Genomic DNA, 19546 nt, shown 5'->3' with positions numbered 1-19546 from the left:
TTCACGAATAGCGGCTGACTATCCACACAGAACGTCCGTTCCGTGGATAAAGTGTCGCCCGTTCATCTGTGGGTACGGTAGGTCCGTACCCACAGCCCGCCTAACGTTACTTGTCGAAGTTGTTTTTCCGGCCTGAGCGAACGTACTCGACGGTCTCCGAAATATGCTTCTGTCCGTGCGTCGCCGACTTCTTCGCGACCGCACCAAACATCTGGATACCGAATCCGACATCCAGGTCGCTCGTCAGGCGTTGCTTCCATGGACGACGTACCACCTGTGCCGTCAAGCGCCGCGTTGTACGGGGCTGCGTCAGGATGTGATCGGCGATCTTGAAGGCCCGCTCGATCAGATCCTTCTTCGGCAGCACCTCGTTGACCATCCCATATTCCAGCGCCGTCTTTGCATCGATCGCCTGTCCAGTCAGCAACGCATAGGCGGCACGCTTCACGCCGAGCAACTCCTGAAAGCAACAATGGATACCGTCTCCGGGAACCGAACCGATATCGTAGTGAAGATCGAACAGGGTAGCTTCCTCGCTGCACAGCGAAATGTCGCACATCAGGACGATCTCCGTATGGAAGCCAGGACCGTTGAGAATGCCGATTGTCGGAATCTCCAGATCGTTGACCATTGCATTGACGTTAATACGTCCGTCCTTGAAACCGTATTCGTAGGCCCAATACGCCAGATCCTGCTTTTCCAGTTCGAAACCGTTCGGGTCGGCGTCCATCATGAAGTCGTCTCCAGATCCCGAGAAGATCAGGATTTCGTTTTTCGGATCCGCGCCGATTGTCTTCAGAAGCTGCCCCAACGAACGATGGTTCTCGACGCTCAATTGAATCGGTCCTCCGTTCGTATGCGCCTGGACGAGAATGACCCCATCTTCCCGACGATCGATCTTGTAGAAATCCTTGAAGGTTTCGCGGTATTCGTTGATATCGGGTGTGGAAATAAACTTTTGAATCGACATCGCGTCGTCTCCGTAGAAAGTTGGTTAAAACGTGACACTGCACCGATGGCCAAAACATGCGGCCCTCAGAACTATCGCTCTTCATTAATTTACGGCACCCCCCCCCTTTCAATCGTGGTTCTTCTCTCCGCTTTCTGGACTTTTCTACTCCAGGCCCTGCGCGGACCGCAGAATCATGATTCCAGGGTGACGATCGTGATCCGCTAACGCGGCACAATGTCAATTGTGCCGCGCAGCAACCGACGGCACATGCGAAATGCGATGCGACGCAGCCGGCGATGACAGTCCAGCCCCAACCATTTGCACATCTGTCGTGTTAGTGGATTACACTGCTGCAATATGTAGATACCAATCAAAACGCGAACCCGCGCGCCCTTGCCATGCCATGGCGTCATGGCGAGCGAGGCTTCGTGGTGTCGTTCGAGCGCCCATTCTGACGGTCGGCAAGAATGGGGAACAGGAGACGCTCATGCATACCGTTAGCTCAGTTGTTCCCGTTCAATCGTTTATCGCTCCTCGCGCATCAGTTCCGCGTTTCGGGGTTAAAAAATCGCGCGACAGGATCGGCACGTTCGCACCCCATCGACACCCTTACTATGAGCTGCTGTTTTTTTCAGAAAACGGCTCGCCACAGCGCGTGGCGTCTCATCGATTCTCCACGCGTCCTGGTAGTCTCATCTTTGTCGCCCCGATGACATCCCACGAGGTTCTGATCGAGCCAGACGACCATTGTTACGTCGTCTACTTCGATCTCGAGTCCCTGCACCCCGAAATGCAGGAAAAAGCGATGCCCGACGTCGAACTCCTGCGAAGGGCGCCCGAGCTGATGCCATTTGCGTTTCAGGACGAGCTGCAGTTTTCAATTCCCGAGTCCCAGATCGGTATTACGGAATCCGTGTTCGAGCGGATGCTCAATTGCACCGATCGCAAGAATCTGTGTGGCGATACGATCGGTCGCTCCCTGCTCACGCTTCTATTGGCGGAGGTCACTGAACGTTATCGCACAGAGCTAGTAGGTGCTCTGCAGGCGCAGCATGTCGTCGGTCAGACGGCCCGCTACGTAGAGGCAGTAATCGGGTATATAGACCGCAACCTGTCGCGCAGGGTAACGTTGTCGGAGGCGGCCCGCGCGGTTGCGGTAACGCCCAACTATCTTGCGACCTTGTTACGGCGTCAAACCGGCAACAGTTTCGTTGAACTCGTAACCCAGCGACGCATCGCAATGGCCTCGGACCTGTTGGCCTATACCAGCATGAGGATCTCGCAGATCGCCGATGCTGTAGGGTTCAAGGACGCCGATTATTTTTCCCGACGCTTCACACAGGTAGTTGGAACCCCGCCAACTACGTTCCGTGCCCGGCAGACTGATGTCTACTTGTCGCCTTGAAAAAGGTTACTGAGTATCAGATGGCCGCCTCTGAGAGCATCCGGCGCACTGCGCACGCTGCCGAACTTCGTGCTGTACAACCCGATGATCATCCGGAGCCGTCAGCGCGACCTGCCGTCCGCGCCCGGCATGATCTTTCACACGTGGTACAGGAAGAACCTGAGCGTGGGCGAACATGGCCAGTTGCGAAACCTTTCTCGCGAAGGTGCGCGCCGCGCAGCCACCGGTTACCGGGTTGCCCGACGTGCCGCTGCCCGATACGCCGCCCTGGGATCTGCACGCGTGTTTTGCGGAATCGCTCGCAAAGCTCGGCGACGCCGGAGGTGGTCGGCACGCGCACGCTTGCCGCCGACCACCGCCCGCGTCGCTCGAAGACGTGGACGTCGGCGTCGTTCGCGCGCTTCGACGTGGTGGAGAGCGGTTCGGCGTGGCTCAGCGAACGCGAATACGGGGTGAACGCGCTCGGCTACATTGCGCAGCATCTGGTCGTGCTGCTCGATCCGGCGCAAGTGCTCGCAGATAGGGAGCGGCGAAGCTCCATTCCTCGTCCGAAACGTCCGTGGGGTATGGCTTGCGTTCTGGCATTCCGCCAGGTTACCAGGTTTGAACGAAAGTGCCTAACACGCTCTAGCAGGCTGTTGAACTTTGGAACGGTGTAAACGGGCATTGCGGGCGATGCGTTAGGTATATCGTGTTCATGACCTTGAGCGGGTGGGAGCGATGCGCGGAATGGACGAGATGCAGGAGCCGCTGTTCACGACGGTAAGACTGGAGGACTTTGTGCCTGCCGATCATCCGCTGCGCCCGGTCCAACTGCTGGTCAATCAGGCGCTGAGACGGCTCAATGGCTTGTTCGGCACAATCTATGCGGATCGTGGGCGTGCGTCGATTGCGCCGGAGAAGCTCATGCGCGCACTGCTGCTGCAGGTGCTGTACTCGGTGCGCAGCGAACGCATGCTGATGGAACAGATGCGTTACAACCTGCTGTTTCGCTGGTTCGTCGGACTGGCCATCGAAGACGCGGTGTGGGACCACTCGGTGTTCTCGAAGAACCGGGACCGGCTGCTTGAACACGAAGTGGTCGAGACGTTCTTTACCGAGGTCATGAGTCTGGCCGACCGTCAGGGCTTGCTGTCGCGGGAACACTTTTCGGTGGACGGTACGCTGATCCAGGCGTGGGCCAGTCACAAGAGCTTCAGGCCGAAGGACGGTCCAGACGATCCGCCGGCGGGTGGGGGGCGCAATGCTGATACGGACTGGAAAGGCCGGCGGCGCAGTAACGACACGCACGAGTCCAGCACCGATCCCGATGCCCGGCTGTACAGGAAGAGCAGCGGAACGCCGGCGATCCTGTGCTACCACGGACACGTGCTGATGGAGAACCGCTCGGGTCTGGTGGTCGGTGCAGTCGTCAGCCATGCGGATGGTTTTGCAGAACGGGCGAGCGCCTTGCGACTGCTCGATTGTGTGCCGGGTCGCCATGCTAAAACGGTGGGGGCTGACAAGGCCTATGACACGCGTGATTTCATTCGCGATTGCCGGGCACGCCGAGTCACACCGCATGTGGCGCGCTGTGATGATCGCTGGGGCGGCAGTGCAATTGACGGGCGTACCTCGCGGCACGCCGGCTACGGCGTCAGCCAGGTCAAACGCAAGCGCATCGAAGAGCACTTCGGCTGGGGAAAGACGGTCGGAAAGATTCGGCAGACCGTTTATCGCGGTGTCAAACGGGTCGACCAACACTTCAAGTTGACGATGCTGGCGAGCAACCTGAGCCGGATGGCCCGAATAATGACGGTGGTTCCTCAAGGAGCCGCGCGATGAAGGGCGCACGCATGCAACCCGTAGCGCAACGGACCAGTCGGTCCGTTCACGGAGCCGGCATTCGGACAAGCCTTTCCGAAAATCAGTTGCCGATTGCATGCGGATTTCCTTTACTCAGTGCCCGGGTCGTCAAGGCGCTGAACTTTTCAACAGCCTGCTAGGCAGTAGCAGCGATATGTTGCGCCTGAACGATGACTGGGTCGCCCGCCATCTTTTCATCCATAGCGATCGCTGCCCTATCATTTCGCTTTCCCGCCGCCACCAAGAATCGCTACCCCAAGCAAGCTCTATCTTCGTCGGACAATAACAATCGCTGATGGTTTTGACCCGATCCGGTGAACAGTCTCATACCAGATACAAAGGACCCGGAAAACCACAAGATCATCAACGCATTTCTGGCAAACGCCGATGTACTGGCGCAGAACGTCGTATGTGGTGCGCCGGGCCATATACTGTCGCCCCGGGAGCCATGGGCATATCAATGGGCCTTAGAGTGCGGAAGATCCTCGTATACGATGAGGGGCTCGCGATAATATGTAAAGTTGTTCCGCCAACTTCATCATCACGGATGCAAAAATGGAACTGCGTCACCTGCGCTACTTCATTGCCGTGGCCGAAAGTCAAAGCTTCCGCGTGGCATCCGAACGAATTCACGTAACACAGCCAGCTATCACGCGCCAGATTCAGGACCTCGAGGCTGAAGTAGGGGTTCTGCTGTTTCAGCGTACGACGGCTGGCGTCGTGTTAACGCCAGCTGGTGAACTGTTCCTGCGCGAGGTACGGGTGGCACTTTCGGTTCTCACCGCCGCGACCCGCTCGGCCAAGCGGGTCGCCGCCGGCCTCGAAGGCAGCCTGCGCATCGGTTTTGTCGAAAATAGCGGTTGGGAAGGTCTTGTGCCCGACGTGTTCGCGCGTTATCAGGCACAGGCACAAGACATCCACCTGGAGTTGCTGCCGATGAATTCGCCCGAGCAGGTCGAATCGCTCGCAGCAGGTCGCCTGGATGGAGGATTCATCTACACTTTCGACGAACTCCCCACCGAAATCAGTACGATCCCTCTCATGCACAGGAGCGTTCTCCTTGCCGTCCCCAGGCAATGGGGCTGGCCGGACAATCGAACCGTGTGTGCAAACGAACTGAACGACAAACCGGTCATTGCCTTTCCCCGCTACACATACCCTGCTTACCACGACTATCTGATCCAGGCTTGCCGCGAGGCCGGGCTCACACTTAACGTCGTCCAGGAAGTCACCACCGAAGCAGCGATCCTGTCGCTCGTATCGGCCGGGATCGGCGCCGCCATCGTTAATGCCGGCAATCTTGGACGTCAGCCGGTGCGTGTGCAGCTTCTGGAACTGTCCGATCTGCCTCTTGTGATTCCGCTCGCGTTCGCTTACCCCAGGCAAAATCAGAACCCGGCTCTAGCGCGTTTCATTCTGATGCTGAAATCCCTGCATGCAGAAATGATTGACTGATCCAGTTCCACCATGTCCGCACCCTAGTCTCTCAATGGCTTCAGAGCGCGTCGCGGCAACGTCCCGATCACTTCGATCGCGATCAACTCCCCCTGCATCCCCGTGCCCTGAGCATCAGCACTTACTCGCGCCCGATCTGCCCCATGAGCCCGACGATCGCCCGTAACCGCCTACCGGCTGTGGCGATGCTTCATAAGCATCGCCTCGCACAGCAAACGGCATTGGAACGGATTATTTCGACTCGCCATCATTTTGGCGACACGGGCACAACACCGCTCACCATCTTCCATTCAACGATCAGGGCAATCCTGCATGGACGCGCAAAAATCCCGCATCACGACGGACATCCAGTTTGACCAGGATGGCTTCCAGACCGGCACACTTCGCGTGCCGCATTCGGTGGACCGCTCGGCCTACGGCCATATCCCCATACCAATCGCAGTGGTAAAAAACGGTGACGGCCCTACCCTGCTGCTGACCGGCGGCAACCATGGCGACGAGTATGAGGGGCCGGTCGCATTGATGAAACTGCTGCAACATCTGCCGCAAACCACAATCAACGGACGCATCATCGTCGTTCCGGGGTTGAACTTCCCGGCGTTTCTCGCGGGCAAGCGCACGTCGCCGATCGACCATGCAAACATGAACCGTGTCTTTCCTGGCAAGCGTGATGGCACGATCACAGAACTCATCGCCCACTACGTTGACACGGAACTGTTTCCGCGCGCCGACATCATCTTCGACATCCACTCGGGCGGGCAGTCATTTAACCATATCCCGACGCTGTTGATCTACCCGCCGCGCGACGTGGTTAAGCGCGCTGACTACCTGCGCCTCGTCAGATCGTTCGCAGCACCACATGCCATGGTGATGGATCTGCTGGGAGAAGACCGTACCTATGGTGCTGCCGTAGAACGCCGGGGCAAGCTTTTCCTGTGCGGTGAGTTCGGCGGCTATGGCACCTGCAACCCGGACGGTCTGGCGATCGTCGAGGAAGGGCTTGCCCGACTGCTCAGGACGCTACGCATCGTTCCCGATGAAGCAGCACCAGATCCCCGCTTCGACACCCGGTATCTGCAGGTAGAAGGACAAAAGCACTACGTCTTCTCACCAGTGACTGGAGTATTCGAACCCACGATCAAGCTCGGCGATCGTGTCACAAAGGGCCAGCTTGCCGGTCGGGTATTCAACCCGCACACGCCATGGGCTGCACCGCTCGAACTGAATTTTACTGGCGACGGTATTGCTGTGTGTATCCGTTCGTTCGCAGGCGTTGAACCCGGCGACTGCGTGGTACTCCTAGCGTCCGATACGGCGCTCGACTGAACCAGGAAAAAGCGATGTTAGCCCCAATCTCATCGAGTTCGCAGCAATGCCTGGGCGACGTATACCACAAGGTGTCGTTGCGGCTACTGCCATTCCTCACATTGTGCTACATGTTGGCGTTTCTGGACCGCATCAACATCGGCTTTGCCAAGCTCCAGATGCAGAGCGACCTCGGATTGTCCGATGCGGTCTACGGGATTGGCGCAGGCATCTTCTTCATTGGCTACATATTGTTCGAGATTCCCAGCAACCTGCTCCTACCCCGTGTGGGGGCCCGGCGAACCATCGCGAGGATCATGGTGCTCTGGGGCCTCATATCCACGGCCATGATGTTCGTCCACGACGCCCGATCGTTCTATGCACTGCGCTTCCTGCTCGGCGTATTTGAGGCCGGGTTCGCTCCCGGCATGATCCTGTACCTCACGTATTGGTATCCTCCGGCTCGAATGGCCCGAACCATGGCTATCGTGATGGCTGCTGGCCCAATCGGCGGTCTTGTCGGCGGCCCGCTGTCGAGTTGGGCGATAACCGCACTCGCCGGCATACATGGTCTCTCAGGCTGGCAATGGATGTTCGTTGTGGAGGGCGTGCCCTGTTCGGTCCTGGGCGTAGTGTCGTGGTATTTTCTTTCTGACCGGATCGATGAAGCTAAATGGCTGTCCTCCGCGGAGAAAGCAGCGCTCAACCGGGAACTGATTGCCTCGCCCGATGCGCCTGACGCACATCGCGCCTTGCTCAAGGCTGTGGTCGATCTGCGTGTGCTCGGCATTGCTTGCAGCAACTTCTGCGTAATCTGTGGCATCTACACCGTAAGCTTCTGGCTGCCAACGATCATCAGGGCTGCAGGTATCTCCAGCACGCCAGAAATCGGCATGTGGTCGGCGGTCCCGTACATCGCATCCCTCGTCGCCATGTACGTAATCTCCCGCAGTTCGGATCGATGGGGGGAACGACGTATGCACAGTGCAGCATGCAGTGTCGTCGGTGCCGTTACGTTATTGGCCGCCACGACGCACTCCAGCAGTCTTGCGCTCTTGCTCGGCTCGATTACCGTCGCGACGGCAATGATGTGGGCGTCATACACTGTGCTGTGGGCCATACCAGGAGACTACCTGAAGGGAGCCTCTGCGCCGGGCGGGATCGCATTCATCAATGTAGTCGGCGTGCTCGGCGGCTTCTTCAGTCCGGTCATCATCGGGACCGTGAAATCGGCGACAGGGAGTATGCAGGCCGGCATGATCGTGATGGTGGTACTGCTCGTCATTGGAGCCATCGTCATGCTTGCCAATCGACTGCCCCATCCTTGACGGGTAATCGACAGATACGAAGCTGCATAAAACGCCTGTATTGCCGTAGCACACGCGCTTACAAGGCATTACCCGCCTGGCTAGACAGTATTGGCATATTCCGGCAACGTCTGCAATAGTATAAGTCGTACTGGTGACGACAGGCAGTACAGGTTCCCTGCGACAGCTACCCCAATCGTCAGCCAGCGGGCGCCATGCACCGCGCGAGCCGTGTTCCAGACCGCCCGGCAAACCGTTCCTCCGCGTCAGATCATGAACGAAACATCTCCCATCTATCGCGTCGGCGATGCAACAGTCACGAAGGTCACTGAACAACAGTTTTCGCTGAAGACCACAGTACTTTTTCCTGAGTTCGATCCCGCCGTGATCGACGAGCAGCGAGCATGGCTTGTCAGTGATCACCTCGACGCAGGCGAAGAAAATTTCATCCTGAGCATCCATACCTGGGTGATGCGTCAAGGCGGCCGAACCATCCTCGTCGACACGGCGAGCGGAAACGGCAAAGTCCGTCCATTCAGCCCGATCTTTCACCAGTTAAACACGCCCTATCTTAAACGCCTGGCAGACTCTGGGGTGAAACCCGAGGAGGTCGATCTGGTCCTGCTCACACACCTGCACGTCGATCACGTAGGCTGGAATACCCATCTGCAGAATGATAAATGGGTTCCGACGTTTCCCAATGCGCGCTATGTGCTACCTACGGTCGAGCGGGAGTTCTTCGATACGCCTGCTGGAAATAAGCGCCGCATGGTGTTCGAGGACAGCGTCCTTCCCGTGATCCAGGCCGGGCTGACTGACGAAATCGGTCCCGCAGGCGGAGAATACCTACCCGGAATCCGTTTTCAGCCTACGCCCGGCCATAGCGCGGGGCACATGTCGATTGAAATCGAGTCGGCCGGCGAACGTGCGCTCTTTACCGGCGATGTCTGGCACCACCCTGTCCAGGCGTACCGTCCGGACTGGAGTTCGGTGTTTTGCGCCGATCCGGGTGAGGCCACCCGTTCGCGCCGCTGGGTGCTCGAATACGCTGCACGAACTGGCATATCAGTCTTCACGCCACACTTCGCAGGAAGTTCTGCAGGCCGTGTGAAAACTGACGGCCACCGTTTCTCGTGGCAGTTCGGTTTCTGATCCCATCGTCGGCCGCACCCGGCGAATCATGTGCGAATGGGCGTCGGCACGCTGGCCCCGAGACTGACCACGTCGGGTAGTCATACATCCGAGGAAGCCGGCGTGTGCAACGGGATACCCACCCATACCCTGCTCGCACTCAGTTCCGCCATTAGCTCGCGGATGGCCCTGCGTATCGCCAGCGCGTCCGATCTGATGGACAACGCATTCGACCCGTACAAGCTCGCAGGCCTGTCAATTCACGAAAAGATCGAGGTCACCGCTCACCGACTTCTTGCGCATTGCCTTCTACCTCTCCGCGGCACAGTCCACCGCATACATCCAGGAACAACCGACGCCCTTTCTATTCCCTATTCAGGAATTTTTAATACCAAACGGTTTCGATCATTTTACCGTTGAAGCGACCATCCTTCGCTTCAGGCATAAGGCGCCGCGATACAGATCGAAGGATAAACGGCAGCACGTCCGTTTATACCCCTTCGCACAGTTCATCGGTCAGTTTCCCCAACGCTCACCGTGCTATGTGGGAACGAGGCTCATCCGGTATTTCTCAGGCCAGCAGATATGCCATTGATCGTCAAATGATTTCCCCGTCGCACGCGCTCGCTTTCGTCTCCCAACCGGTAACGGCGAATCAGTTCGACCTGCAGGTGATTGAGCGGATCGAGGTACGGGAAGCGGTTCTTGATCGAGCGCGCGAGCAGCGGGTTGTCCGCGAGGCGCCCCGCGTGGCCGGTGATCTCGTCGAGCACGCGTGTCGTGCGCTCCCACTCGGCGACGATCCGCTCGAACACGTGCTTGCGCAGCTTCTTGTCCGACACGAGCTGCGCGTAGCGCGACGCGACCGCGAGATCGGTCTTCGCGAGCGTCATGTCCATGTTCGACAGCAGGTTCGAGAAGAACGGCCAGGTCTTGTGCATCTTCTTCAGCAGCGTGACGCGCCGCGCGCGCTCGGCCGCGCTGCCCGCTTCGTCCAGATACGCGGTGACCGCGCTGCCGAAACCGTACCAGCCCGTGAGCAGCAGCCGGCACTGGCCCCACGAGAAGCCCCACGGAATCGCGCGCAGATCCTCGATCTTCCGGTGCTTCGGGTCATGCAGCTTGCGCGACGCCGGCCGGCTGCCGATGTTGAGCTCGGCGATCTCGGTGATCGGCGTCGACGTGAAGAAGTACTCGGTGAAACCGGGTGTTTCGTAGACGAGCGACCGGTACGCGGCGAGCGCCGTGTCGGACAGATGCTGCATCGTCTCCTCGAATGCCGATAGTTGCGCCGGCGCGTTGCGGTGCGGCAGCAACGACGCTTCGAGCGTCGCCGCGATCACGGTTTCGAGGTTGCGGCGGCCGATCTCCGGGTTGCCGAACTTGCTCGCGATCACCTCGCCCTGCTCGGTGAGCCGGATCTGGCCGTCGACGGTGCCGGGCGGCTGCGACAGGATCGCCTGGTAGGTCGGGCCGCCGCCGCGGCCGACCGTGCCGCCGCGGCCGTGAAAGAGCCGCAGCGTGATGCCGCGCTCGTTGAAGAGCGACACGAGCGCGAGTTCGGCGCGGTACAGCTCCCAGTTCGACGTGAGGAAGCCGCCGTCCTTGTTGCTGTCCGAGTAGCCGAGCATCACTTCCTGCTCGTTGCCCTGGTGCTCGATCAATGAGTCGATGCCGGGCAGCGCGAGCAGGTCGCGCATGATGTGCGGCGCGTTGCGCAGGTCGGGAATCGTCTCGAAGAGCGGAATCACCATCAGGCCGGCCTTCGCCGGGTCGTCCGCGTGGCCGAGGCGGCCCGTGAGCAGGCCCGTTTCCTTTTGCAGCAGCATGACCTCGAGCAGGTCGGACACTGTTTCGGTATGCGAGATGATGTAGTTGCGCACCGAGCGGTCGCCGAATTTCTCGCGTGTCGCGCGCGCCATTTCGAGCACGCCGAGCTCGCTTTGCACGAGCGCCGAGTAGTCGAGGTACGGGGAACGCAACAGGCGCGGTTCGGCCAGCTGCGCGAGCAGCGCGATCAGCTTGTCGTCCTCGGAGAGCGCCGCGTAATCGGCCTCGACGCCCGCGCGCGCGAAGAGTTCGGCGACCACCGCCTCGTGGACGTCCGAGCTCTGGCGCAGGTCGATGCTCGCCAGATGGAAGCCGAATACGTCGACCGCGCGCAACAGCGGCGCCAGACGCGGTATCGCGAGCGATGCGCCGTAGTGCGCGGCGAGCGAGTCCATCAGCACGTGCAGGTCGCGCGAGAATTCGGACGCGTCCGCATAGGGCTGCGCGCGCACCGGCTGCGCGCCGCGTCCGGCGCTGCGCACGCGGACGACGCCTTCGCCGAGGCGCACGCGCGCGCTCGCCGCGAGCCGCGTATACATGCCGATCAGCGCGCGGCGGTACGGCTCGTCGACGCGATGCGGCGACGGGTCCGGCGACGCCGCCGCGAGCGCCTTCAGCTCGTCGCTCGCGCCCGCCAGCAGGTTCGATACCGACAGCTCGGCGCCGAGCCGGTGCACGTCTTCGAGGTAATGCTCGAAGATCACCGTCGCCTGACGCTCGCTGGCGTGCTCGAGCGTTTCGGCGGTCACGTTCGGATTGCCGTCGCGGTCGCCGCCGATCCAGCTGCCCATTTGCAGGAATGCCGGCAGTCGCGCGGCAAGGCCGTGCTCCTTCAGCGCGGTCTCGATCTCGCCGTACAGCGCGGGAATCTCGGTGAGGAACGTCGCGTGGTAGAACGACAGCGCGTTCTCGATCTCGTCGGCGACGGTGAGGCGCGCGTCGCGCAGCATCCGCGTCTGCCACAGCGACGTGACGCGCGCGCGCAGCAGCGCCTCGTTGCGCTCGCGTTCGCGTTGCGTGAGCGGCTGGTCGCGCTCGGCAAGGAGCCGCGCGATGTCGTGCTGCGCGTCCAGGATGCTCTTTCGCTGCACCTCGGTCGGGTGCGCGGTCAGTACCGGCACGATCAGCGCGTCGTTGAAAAACTGCTGGAGCACCGGCGTCGCGGCCGCGCCGGCTTCGACGAGCCGTTCGAGCGAATGCGCGATGGTGCCCGGCTGCGGAGCCGAGCCCGCCAGATCGTGAATCCGGTGGCGGCGGTTGCGGTGGCGGTCTTCGGCGATGTTCGCCAGATGCGAGAAGTAGCTGAACGCGCGCACGACGCTCACCGTCTGGTCCGGCGACAGCGCGCGCAACCGCTTCTCCAGCGCGAGCGCCGCGGTGTTGTCCTCTTCGCGGCGAAAGCGCACGGCAGTCTGCCGGATCGTCTCGACGACCTCGAACACCGCGTCGCCTTCCTGCTCGCGCACCACGTCGCCGAGCAGGCGGCCCAGGAAGCGGATGTCCTCGAAGAGCGGACGGTCCTTGTCGTCGAACGCTTTTTCCCGATATGGCCCGGATCCGCTTTCGTGGCTGCCGATCATGTGATACCTCCAATGCATGAAGCCAGCTACGTCCGGCCGCCAACTCGGCATTCTCCATATCCCGGGGGGAACCACGCCCGTAAATGATCATCCAGCACGTTTCGCAAAAGTTGCAGCTTCCCGGTAAAAAAATGGCCGGCACCGGGAACGACGACAACAGGTATCTCCTGTGGCCGAAGCCATTCAAAGACATTTGCAAGCGGCACGACCTCGTCGCGCTCACCGTGGATTACGAGTGCACTCTCCGGAACTCCCGGTGTCTCGTATTGCCGGCCCGCCGGTATTTTTCCATATGGCAACCCTGCAAGAATCATCTGCACTGGCTGCCCGCCTTCTTCCAGAAGGCGACGGCCAACCATCGTCTGAACGAACGCTCCGAATGAAAAGCCCGCGAGAATCAATGGCAAGCCATCGTAATCCGCCATCGCCTGCCGCGCTATCGCCTGAATGTCGTCAGCTTCTCCGCGCCCACCATCATGCAGGCCCGCTGTTCCCCCCACACCACGGAAATTCGGACGTAACGCTACCAGACCGTGAGCGAGGCAGACCTGAGCAATTGTATAAGGGACTTTATGCTCCGCCGTGCCGCCGAGCAGCGGATGAGGGTGCGTCACGATCGCCACACCTCGTACGCGGCCGTCCGGTAGCTCTCGTATTATCTCGACGGGTCCTGCCGGGCCGTTGAAATAAATCTGATTCCGGGTTGACAATATACCTCCTGCTGCGGCCACGGCATGCCTCGCAGAAGGAAGCTGGGCCGGTGCTTCCCCGCGAAGTCTGCCATTCAAACCGCGCCAGCGTCGCGCATCGCGCGAATCTGGCCGTCGTCATAGCCCAGTTCGCACAGGATCGAGTCGGTGTGCTCGCCGAGCGCGGGCACGGGATCCATACGCGGCTTGTCCTCGGGTGTGAGTCCAGGAGGATACAGCGCCGGAATCTCACCCGCCGACGTAGCCACCCTGGTCCACCTGCTGCGAGCGGCAAGTTGTTCGTGCGCCCACACCGCCTGCATGTCATTCATACGGGCGTTCGCAATGCCAGCCTCGTCTATCCGGCCTATGACGTCACCCGTCGTGAGAGACGAAAACGTTCCGGTAATCAGTTGCGCAAGCTCCTCCCGGTGCTCGACTCGCCGGCTGTTCGAATTGAACCGCTCGTCATCGGCCAATTCGGGCCGGCAAATCACAGCTTCACAGAAAATCTTCCACTCACGCTCGTTCTGCAGGCCGAGCATCACCGTCTTTCCGTCGCCAATCTTGAACGGTCCGTAGGGATAGATCGTCGCGTGTGCAGCGCCGGCACGCTTTGGCGGCGCCTGCCCATCGATCGCATAGTACAGCGGATAGCTCATCCACTCGACCATGCTTTCCAGCATCGAGATGTCGATGCGACGGCCGAGTCCGGTACGCCCTCGCTCGATAAGCGCCGCAAGAATGTTCGAGTAGCCGTACACCCCCGCCGCGATATCAGCGATAGAACAGCCCGCCTTGGCCGGCTCACTCTCGGAACCCGTGATAGAAAGAAAACCGGACTCGCTCTGGATCAACAGGTCGTAAGCCTTCTTGTCGCGGAAAGGACCGTCGAGACCATAACCGGATATGTCACAGACAATCAGCTTCGGATGGCGTCCGTGCAACGTCTGATAGTCGAGCCCGAGCCGCTGCGTGGCGCCTGGTGCGAGATTCTGTACGAATACGTCGGCATCGGCGAGCAGCCTGTGCACGATCTCAAGCGCAGCGGGCTGCTTGACATCGAGTGTGATGCTTTCCTTGGAGCGATTAGTCCAGACAAAGTGGGAAGCGAGCCCCGAGACGCGTTCGTCATAGTTGCGCGCGAAGTCGCCGGTGCCCGGCCGCTCCACCTTGATGACCCGTGCGCCCAGATCGGCAAGCTGGCGCGTGCAAAAAGGGGCAGCGATTGCGTGTTCAAACGTGACGACTTTGATTCCGTCAAGCGGGCGCATGATCGACTCTCCTCTCAGAACGAACGTGGCAGGCCGAGGATGTGCTCGGCCACGTACGACAGGATCAGATTCGTCGAAATGGGGGCAACCTGATAAAGGCGTGTCTCCCGAAACTTTCTCTCGACGTCATACTCGCAGGCAAAGCCGAAGCCACCGTGAAACTGCAGGCATGCATTCGCGGCTTCCCACGACGCATCGGCCGCAAGCAGCTTCGCCATGTTCGCCTGTGCACCGCACGGCTGGTGTGCGTCAAACCGGCGGGCCGCCTCAAAGCGCATAAGACTGGCTGCCTCGATGTTGATATACGCGCCCGCGATCGGGAACTGCACCCCCTGATTCTGGCCTATCGGTCGACCGAAAACGACGCGATCCTTCACATACTGCGCAACCTTTTCGATAAACCAGTACCCATCGCCGATGCATTCGGCAGCGATCAACGTACGCTCGGCATTGAGGCCATCGAGGATGTACTTGAATCCCTTACCTTCTTCGCCGATCAGGTTTTCTACCGGAATTTCGAGGTTGTCAAAGAAGAGTTCGTTGGTCTCGTGATTGACCATGTTCGGAATCGGACGCACGATCATGCCATTGCCAATCGCCTCATGAAGATCAACGATAAAGATCGACATGCCTTCGCTTTTCTTCTTCACGTCAGCAAGCGGCGTGGTGCGGGCGAGCAGGATCATAAGATCAGAGTGCTGCACGCGCGAGATCCACACCTTCTGGCCGTTCACCACGTAGCGATCGCCTTTACGTTCAGCCGTTGTCTTGATTTTCGTGGTGTCCGTACCCGTCGTCGGTTCCGTCACCCCCATCGACTGAAGACGGAGTTCGCCCGACGCAATTTTCGGCAAATAGCGCGTCTTCTGTTCCTGCGAGCCGTGACGCAGCAGTGTGCCCATGTTGTACATCTGGCCATGGCAAGCCCCCGAGTTGCCGCCACTGCGATTGATCTCCTCCATGATCACCGACGCTTCAGTGAGCCCAAGCCCCGAGCCACCGTACTCTTGCGGAATCAGCGCGGCAAGCCAGCCCGCTTTGGTCAGCGCATCGACAAATGCTTCGGGATAGCCGCGCTCCTCGTCGACCTTGCGGAAATATTCGGCGGAAAACTGACTGCAGAGGTCTCGCACCGCTTCGCGGATATCCTGATACGGATCGGCGGCTTCGTTCGCTACGGTATTCATCGAATCAATTCCGGTCTGGAAAGAATTAGGACTTGGAAAGGCCACTTGCGTGGCTCACGCGAGCGTCGCGCGAGCCGACATCGTGAGCCATCCCTCATGATCGCTAGCCCACAGATCGACAAAGCGACCGTCTTCTGCGAGCCGCCCTGAGACAATGAACGGACGACCGAGGAAGGTTGGGCGTATTGCCTTGTACGCATATTCGCGGACGACGGCGGACGGCAGAAAGCGCGGAATCAGATCCACCAGCAAGGTGGAGATCAGCGGGCCGTGCACGACCAGGTCGGGATAGCCTTCTACATCGCGGGCATAGCTGCGATCGTAATGGATGCGATGCCCGTTAAAGGTCAACGCCGAGTAGCGAAACAACAGAACTTCATCAGGCGTGATTTCGCGTCGCCATTGAGCACCTTCCGGCGCGCGCGCGGGAACAGGTTGCGGCGAGCTTGGCTGGGCGGGCTCTCGATAGACGATGTCCTGCTCTTCCCGAATTACCACCACGCCCGCGGTCTCGATCCGATGCTCGACCGTCACGAAAGCGAGCCGGCCGCTGCGACCCGACTTGCGTTCGACGGACAATACCTGCGAGACACGACTGGCCGTCCTCCCGATAAGCAACGGCGCGTTGAAGGACAGCCGACCACCTGCCGCCATGCGGCGCGGCAAGCCGAGATCGGGCAGGAAGTCTCCTCTTTTCGGATGACCATCGGCACCAAGTTCCGCTTGGGGAGCGACCGACCAGAAGTATAGCCAATGCCAGATCGGGGGAAGCGCGTCGCCAATGCGCAGCGTATCGCTGCGATCAAGCATTGCTGCAAGTGCCACCGCTGGCGCAGCGGCAATGACATCGGTGACGGTCTGGATCAGCTGACGTGGTTGATCGGTCGGTGCGGAACTCATCGCTGTCTCCTAGACTGGGGCAACCAGTGAATTCGAATAGGAATGCAGCGACTCTATTTGAACAGGCGGCAGACGGGAAATACCAATTGAATTTGCCCGTCATAGAGATATCCTATAGCCGTCTCACCAACCCCGGACCGACAGCATCATGGACATTCGGCAGCTTCGCTATTTCGTCAATATCGTCGATTACGGCAGTCTCGGAAAGGCAGCCGAAAAATTGTATGTAGCCCAGCCGTCCCTGAGCCAGCAGATTTCAAAACTCGAAGGTGATCTGGGTGTGGCCCTGCTCGTAAGAAGCTCGCAGGGCGTCAAACCGACAGCAGCTGGGCAAGCGATGTATCGTCACGCGCGGCAGGTCCTGCACCAGATGGAACAGCTGCGACAAGAGGTTTGCGAAGGTGTGGGAGCGGAATCCGGAACCGTGGCAGTAGGTCTGCCGACGACAATGACGTCAATTCTCGCCATGCCACTGTTCGAGCGAATAAGAGCAAGCTACCCCGGCATCCGGCTGCAGTTCTTCGAAAGCATGAGTGGCTATCTCAACGAGTTGCTTGCCAACGGTCGCCTCGATCTGGCAATCCTGTTCCGCGATTCGAATACGCCTGGCATTTCTGCAATGCCCCTGTTCGACGAAGAACTGTATCTGATGGGAGACCCGGGCACCGGCGTGTCCGCCCGTGCTCGCACCTGTGAATTTGCGGCCCTGGCAGGCGTTCCGATGGTGGCGCCTGGTGTATCGAATGGATTGCGCCTGCTGCTGGAACGCAGCTTCGCCCGAGAACAGGTGCCGTTGCATATCGTTGCCGATATCGATTCGTTGCCCATGCTGCTGTCTATCGCCCAGTCGGGAGCAGCATGCACAATTCTCCCGCCGTCGTCCTTGGCGTCGCGGGAAGTCACAAATCGACCAAAGACGCGCCGGATTGTCGGCCCCACCATTAACCGCCCTGCGAGCCTATGCTGGCCAAACGCCCTGCCCGTCAGTTCAGCTACGCTCGCGGTACGCAAGGCGATCTGCGAGTTGATTAGGGAACTCAGCGCAAGCGGCGCATGGACAGGGATTACGCTGCGTGCGTCGGCGGCCGCAGCGACATGATCGATCCTCAATGCACCACGGCAAGGCACCAATCGGTACGGTCGAGACTCAGACTCGCCCGTCAAAATGTTTCGGGTTGACGAGGATGTCCGCCGCAAGCCGCCCACTTTCCACCTCCCCGATCAGAAACTCCGCCAAAGCGACGCATACCGCCTTCGAAGCCGTCGACTGATGAGTGGTCGTCGATCTTGCCAGCGCCAGCTTCCGAAACATGTCCGGAACCAGGCGAGTCACCGAAACCTTCCCCGCTTCTATTTCCGACCGCACACTGTTCAACGGCAGGATAGTCGAACCATGTCCCGCAATCACGAGATCGCGCAAGACCGGGAAAGAATCCGCCTCGATCGCGACATCAAGCACCGCCCCCCGAGCATCAGCCTGCCGGTCGACCATCATGCGGATTCCGTGACGAAGACTCGGCAAAACCAGGCGCTCACCTGCCAGTCTGGCGAATTCAAACGGTATTTCCATAGAAAATCGCCTATACCCCGCGCCAACCAGAACGAGTTCATCCTTGAGCAACGGCTGGACGCTGAGGCTATGGTGATGAATCGGATCGAAAAGCAGCGCCACTTCGACTTCCTCACGATGTAGCCAGTCCAGCAGATATCCGCTAAAGCCAATTGCAAACTTCAGCCGAATATTAGGAAATTTCCTTGAAATCAGGTTAATGAGTGGGACAATTGCCATGTCCGCCACCAACGGCGTCAGGCCCAGAATCACGGTCCCGCCCGGATCCTGACGAGTCTCAGACACGTCCCTTGCAATGGCATCCAACTCCCGGAAGCCGGCAGCGGCTCGCGACGCAATACGCCGCGCAATGTCATTTGGCGTCATGCCCCTGCCGTGACGGGCGAACAGGACGACCCCGAGTTGTTCTTCCAGCAGCCGGATCTGCCGGCTCACGGCAGGCTGGGTGAGCCCCAGCCGGTCTGCTGCCTTGCTCAGGGTACCCGTTTCGATAACCGCGAGGAGCGCTCTCAGATAAGACAGTTCCATATTTGCGTACACAGGCGAACAGCGCGATAGCCTTCGCCTGTTCAACAAATCGAACATTTCGCATGAGCGCCGGCGGATTTCGCTGACGCCGTTAACCGGCGCTTGGTCCGCGGCGCGCATCGAGGCGGCGCATCGAGGCGGGATGCCATGACGGGACCATGATACCTGCTCTCCCGCGATTTCTCACCTGTGAACGTCGGCGCTCGCGCCTGCGCCGTAATGGACTTGCGTCACCTCGGCTTCTGTTTCCCCAGAGCGAGACATATCAGCGTGTCATCGATTTCACTCGACAGACCCACCACTTAATCCGAGCCGGTTGCAACGGCTCGGCGGATACCGACAGGAAGGGATAGTGACTACAGCGAATGAAATATCACCAGACATACTGCCGCCATGCTGGAGCGCATTCATGCCCTCCAGCATGGCGTGAGTCCAACGATGCCGCTAGTGTCCCGTTCCGCTGATTCGCGAACAAAGCCTGTGTAGCTTTTCAAGGATGGAGTCGGCGGATGCGGTCCAGACGAATGGCTTGCAGTTTTCGTTGTAGTGAGAAACGAATTGATCGATACGCTTGATCAGTTGTTTGAC

15 protein-coding genes and 2 pseudogenes are annotated in these 19546 nt (G+C 59.7%); 8 read left to right on the top strand and 9 right to left on the bottom strand.

Translation table 11 applies throughout. The features are described 5' to 3' along the window. Positions 1-106 precede the first annotated feature (106 nt). Complete coding sequence (locus CY652_RS09810) at positions 107-970, bottom strand: enoyl-CoA hydratase/isomerase family protein (protein WP_102130529.1); 864 nt, start codon at positions 968-970, stop codon at positions 107-109. 469 nt (positions 971-1439) lie between these two features. On the opposite strand from CY652_RS09810, the gene CY652_RS09805 reads away from it, so the two are divergent. Then, the gene (locus CY652_RS09805) at positions 1440-2357 is read left to right on the top strand and encodes an AraC family transcriptional regulator (RefSeq protein ID WP_180970507.1); all 918 of its coding nucleotides are present in this window, start codon (positions 1440-1442) and stop codon (positions 2355-2357) included. 486 nt (positions 2358-2843) lie between these two features. Here CY652_RS09805 and CY652_RS25100 read toward each other — a convergent pair. After that, positions 2844-2942: pseudogene (locus tag CY652_RS25100) on the bottom strand (IS5/IS1182 family transposase); the annotation flags it as partial. A 144-nt stretch (positions 2943-3086) separates the two neighbouring features. Between CY652_RS25100 and CY652_RS09800 the strand changes: the two are divergent. The 6 genes from CY652_RS09800 to CY652_RS09780 all read left to right on the top strand — a co-directional run bounded on the left by CY652_RS09800 (position 3087) and on the right by CY652_RS09780 (position 9421). Next, the gene (locus CY652_RS09800; RefSeq protein WP_102130527.1) at positions 3087-4181 is read left to right on the top strand and encodes an IS5 family transposase; all 1095 of its coding nucleotides are present in this window, start codon (positions 3087-3089) and stop codon (positions 4179-4181) included. Positions 4182-4757: 576 nt separating this feature from the next. Then, positions 4758-5657 (top strand): LysR family transcriptional regulator, encoded by a 900-nt coding sequence (locus CY652_RS09795; RefSeq protein ID WP_102130526.1) that lies wholly within the window; start codon positions 4758-4760, stop codon positions 5655-5657. A 143-nt stretch (positions 5658-5800) separates the two neighbouring features. Next, complete coding sequence (locus CY652_RS24415; protein WP_180970503.1) at positions 5801-6013, top strand: hypothetical protein; 213 nt, start codon at positions 5801-5803, stop codon at positions 6011-6013. Continuing rightward, positions 5970-6983: a succinylglutamate desuccinylase/aspartoacylase family protein gene (locus CY652_RS09790; protein WP_102130525.1), complete on the top strand. Its 1014-nt coding sequence runs from the start codon at positions 5970-5972 to the stop codon at positions 6981-6983. The genes CY652_RS24415 and CY652_RS09790 overlap by 44 nt, the downstream gene beginning before the upstream one ends. A 14-nt stretch (positions 6984-6997) precedes the next feature. Next, complete coding sequence (locus CY652_RS09785; RefSeq protein ID WP_102130524.1) at positions 6998-8290, top strand: MFS transporter; 1293 nt, start codon at positions 6998-7000, stop codon at positions 8288-8290. Positions 8291-8500: 210 nt separating this feature from the next. Then, complete coding sequence (locus tag CY652_RS09780; protein WP_308410379.1) at positions 8501-9421, top strand: MBL fold metallo-hydrolase; 921 nt, start codon at positions 8501-8503, stop codon at positions 9419-9421. Between the two features lie 536 nt (positions 9422-9957). Here CY652_RS09780 and ppc read toward each other — a convergent pair. The 5 genes from ppc to CY652_RS09755 all read right to left on the bottom strand — a co-directional run bounded on the left by ppc (position 9958) and on the right by CY652_RS09755 (position 16860). Beyond that, positions 9958-12810, bottom strand: coding sequence for a phosphoenolpyruvate carboxylase (ppc, locus tag CY652_RS09775; RefSeq protein ID WP_258002259.1), 2853 nt, complete (start codon positions 12808-12810; stop codon positions 9958-9960). A gap of 26 nt (positions 12811-12836) precedes the next feature. Beyond that, a complete protein-coding gene (locus tag CY652_RS09770) occupies positions 12837-13520 on the bottom strand; it encodes an alpha/beta hydrolase (RefSeq protein ID WP_258002258.1) in 684 nt (227 codons plus the stop codon). A gap of 74 nt (positions 13521-13594) precedes the next feature. Then, entirely contained in the window at positions 13595-14773 is a 1179-nt protein-coding gene (locus tag CY652_RS09765; protein ID WP_102130523.1) for a CaiB/BaiF CoA transferase family protein, read from the bottom strand. A gap of 14 nt (positions 14774-14787) precedes the next feature. Then, complete coding sequence (locus CY652_RS09760; protein ID WP_102130522.1) at positions 14788-15960, bottom strand: acyl-CoA dehydrogenase family protein; 1173 nt, start codon at positions 15958-15960, stop codon at positions 14788-14790. A 54-nt stretch (positions 15961-16014) separates the two neighbouring features. Then, positions 16015-16860, bottom strand: coding sequence for an FAS1-like dehydratase domain-containing protein (locus CY652_RS09755; RefSeq protein ID WP_102130521.1), 846 nt, complete (start codon positions 16858-16860; stop codon positions 16015-16017). Positions 16861-17008: 148 nt separating this feature from the next. On the opposite strand from CY652_RS09755, the gene CY652_RS09750 reads away from it, so the two are divergent. Beyond that, entirely contained in the window at positions 17009-17959 is a 951-nt protein-coding gene (locus tag CY652_RS09750; RefSeq protein ID WP_102130520.1) for a LysR substrate-binding domain-containing protein, read from the top strand. 48 nt (positions 17960-18007) lie between these two features. On the opposite strand, the gene CY652_RS09745 is transcribed toward CY652_RS09750, so the two are convergent. Both CY652_RS09745 and CY652_RS09740 read right to left on the bottom strand, forming a co-directional pair. Beyond that, complete coding sequence (locus tag CY652_RS09745; RefSeq protein ID WP_180970501.1) at positions 18008-18958, bottom strand: LysR family transcriptional regulator; 951 nt, start codon at positions 18956-18958, stop codon at positions 18008-18010. A gap of 444 nt (positions 18959-19402) precedes the next feature. Continuing rightward, positions 19403-19546 (bottom strand): annotated as a pseudogene (locus CY652_RS09740) (IS630 family transposase); the annotation flags it as partial.

This window comes from Burkholderia sp. WAC0059 (assembly GCF_002870125.1).
GTDB lineage: Bacteria > Pseudomonadota > Gammaproteobacteria > Burkholderiales > Burkholderiaceae > Paraburkholderia.
This window is presented reverse-complemented; position numbering and strand designations above follow the sequence as displayed.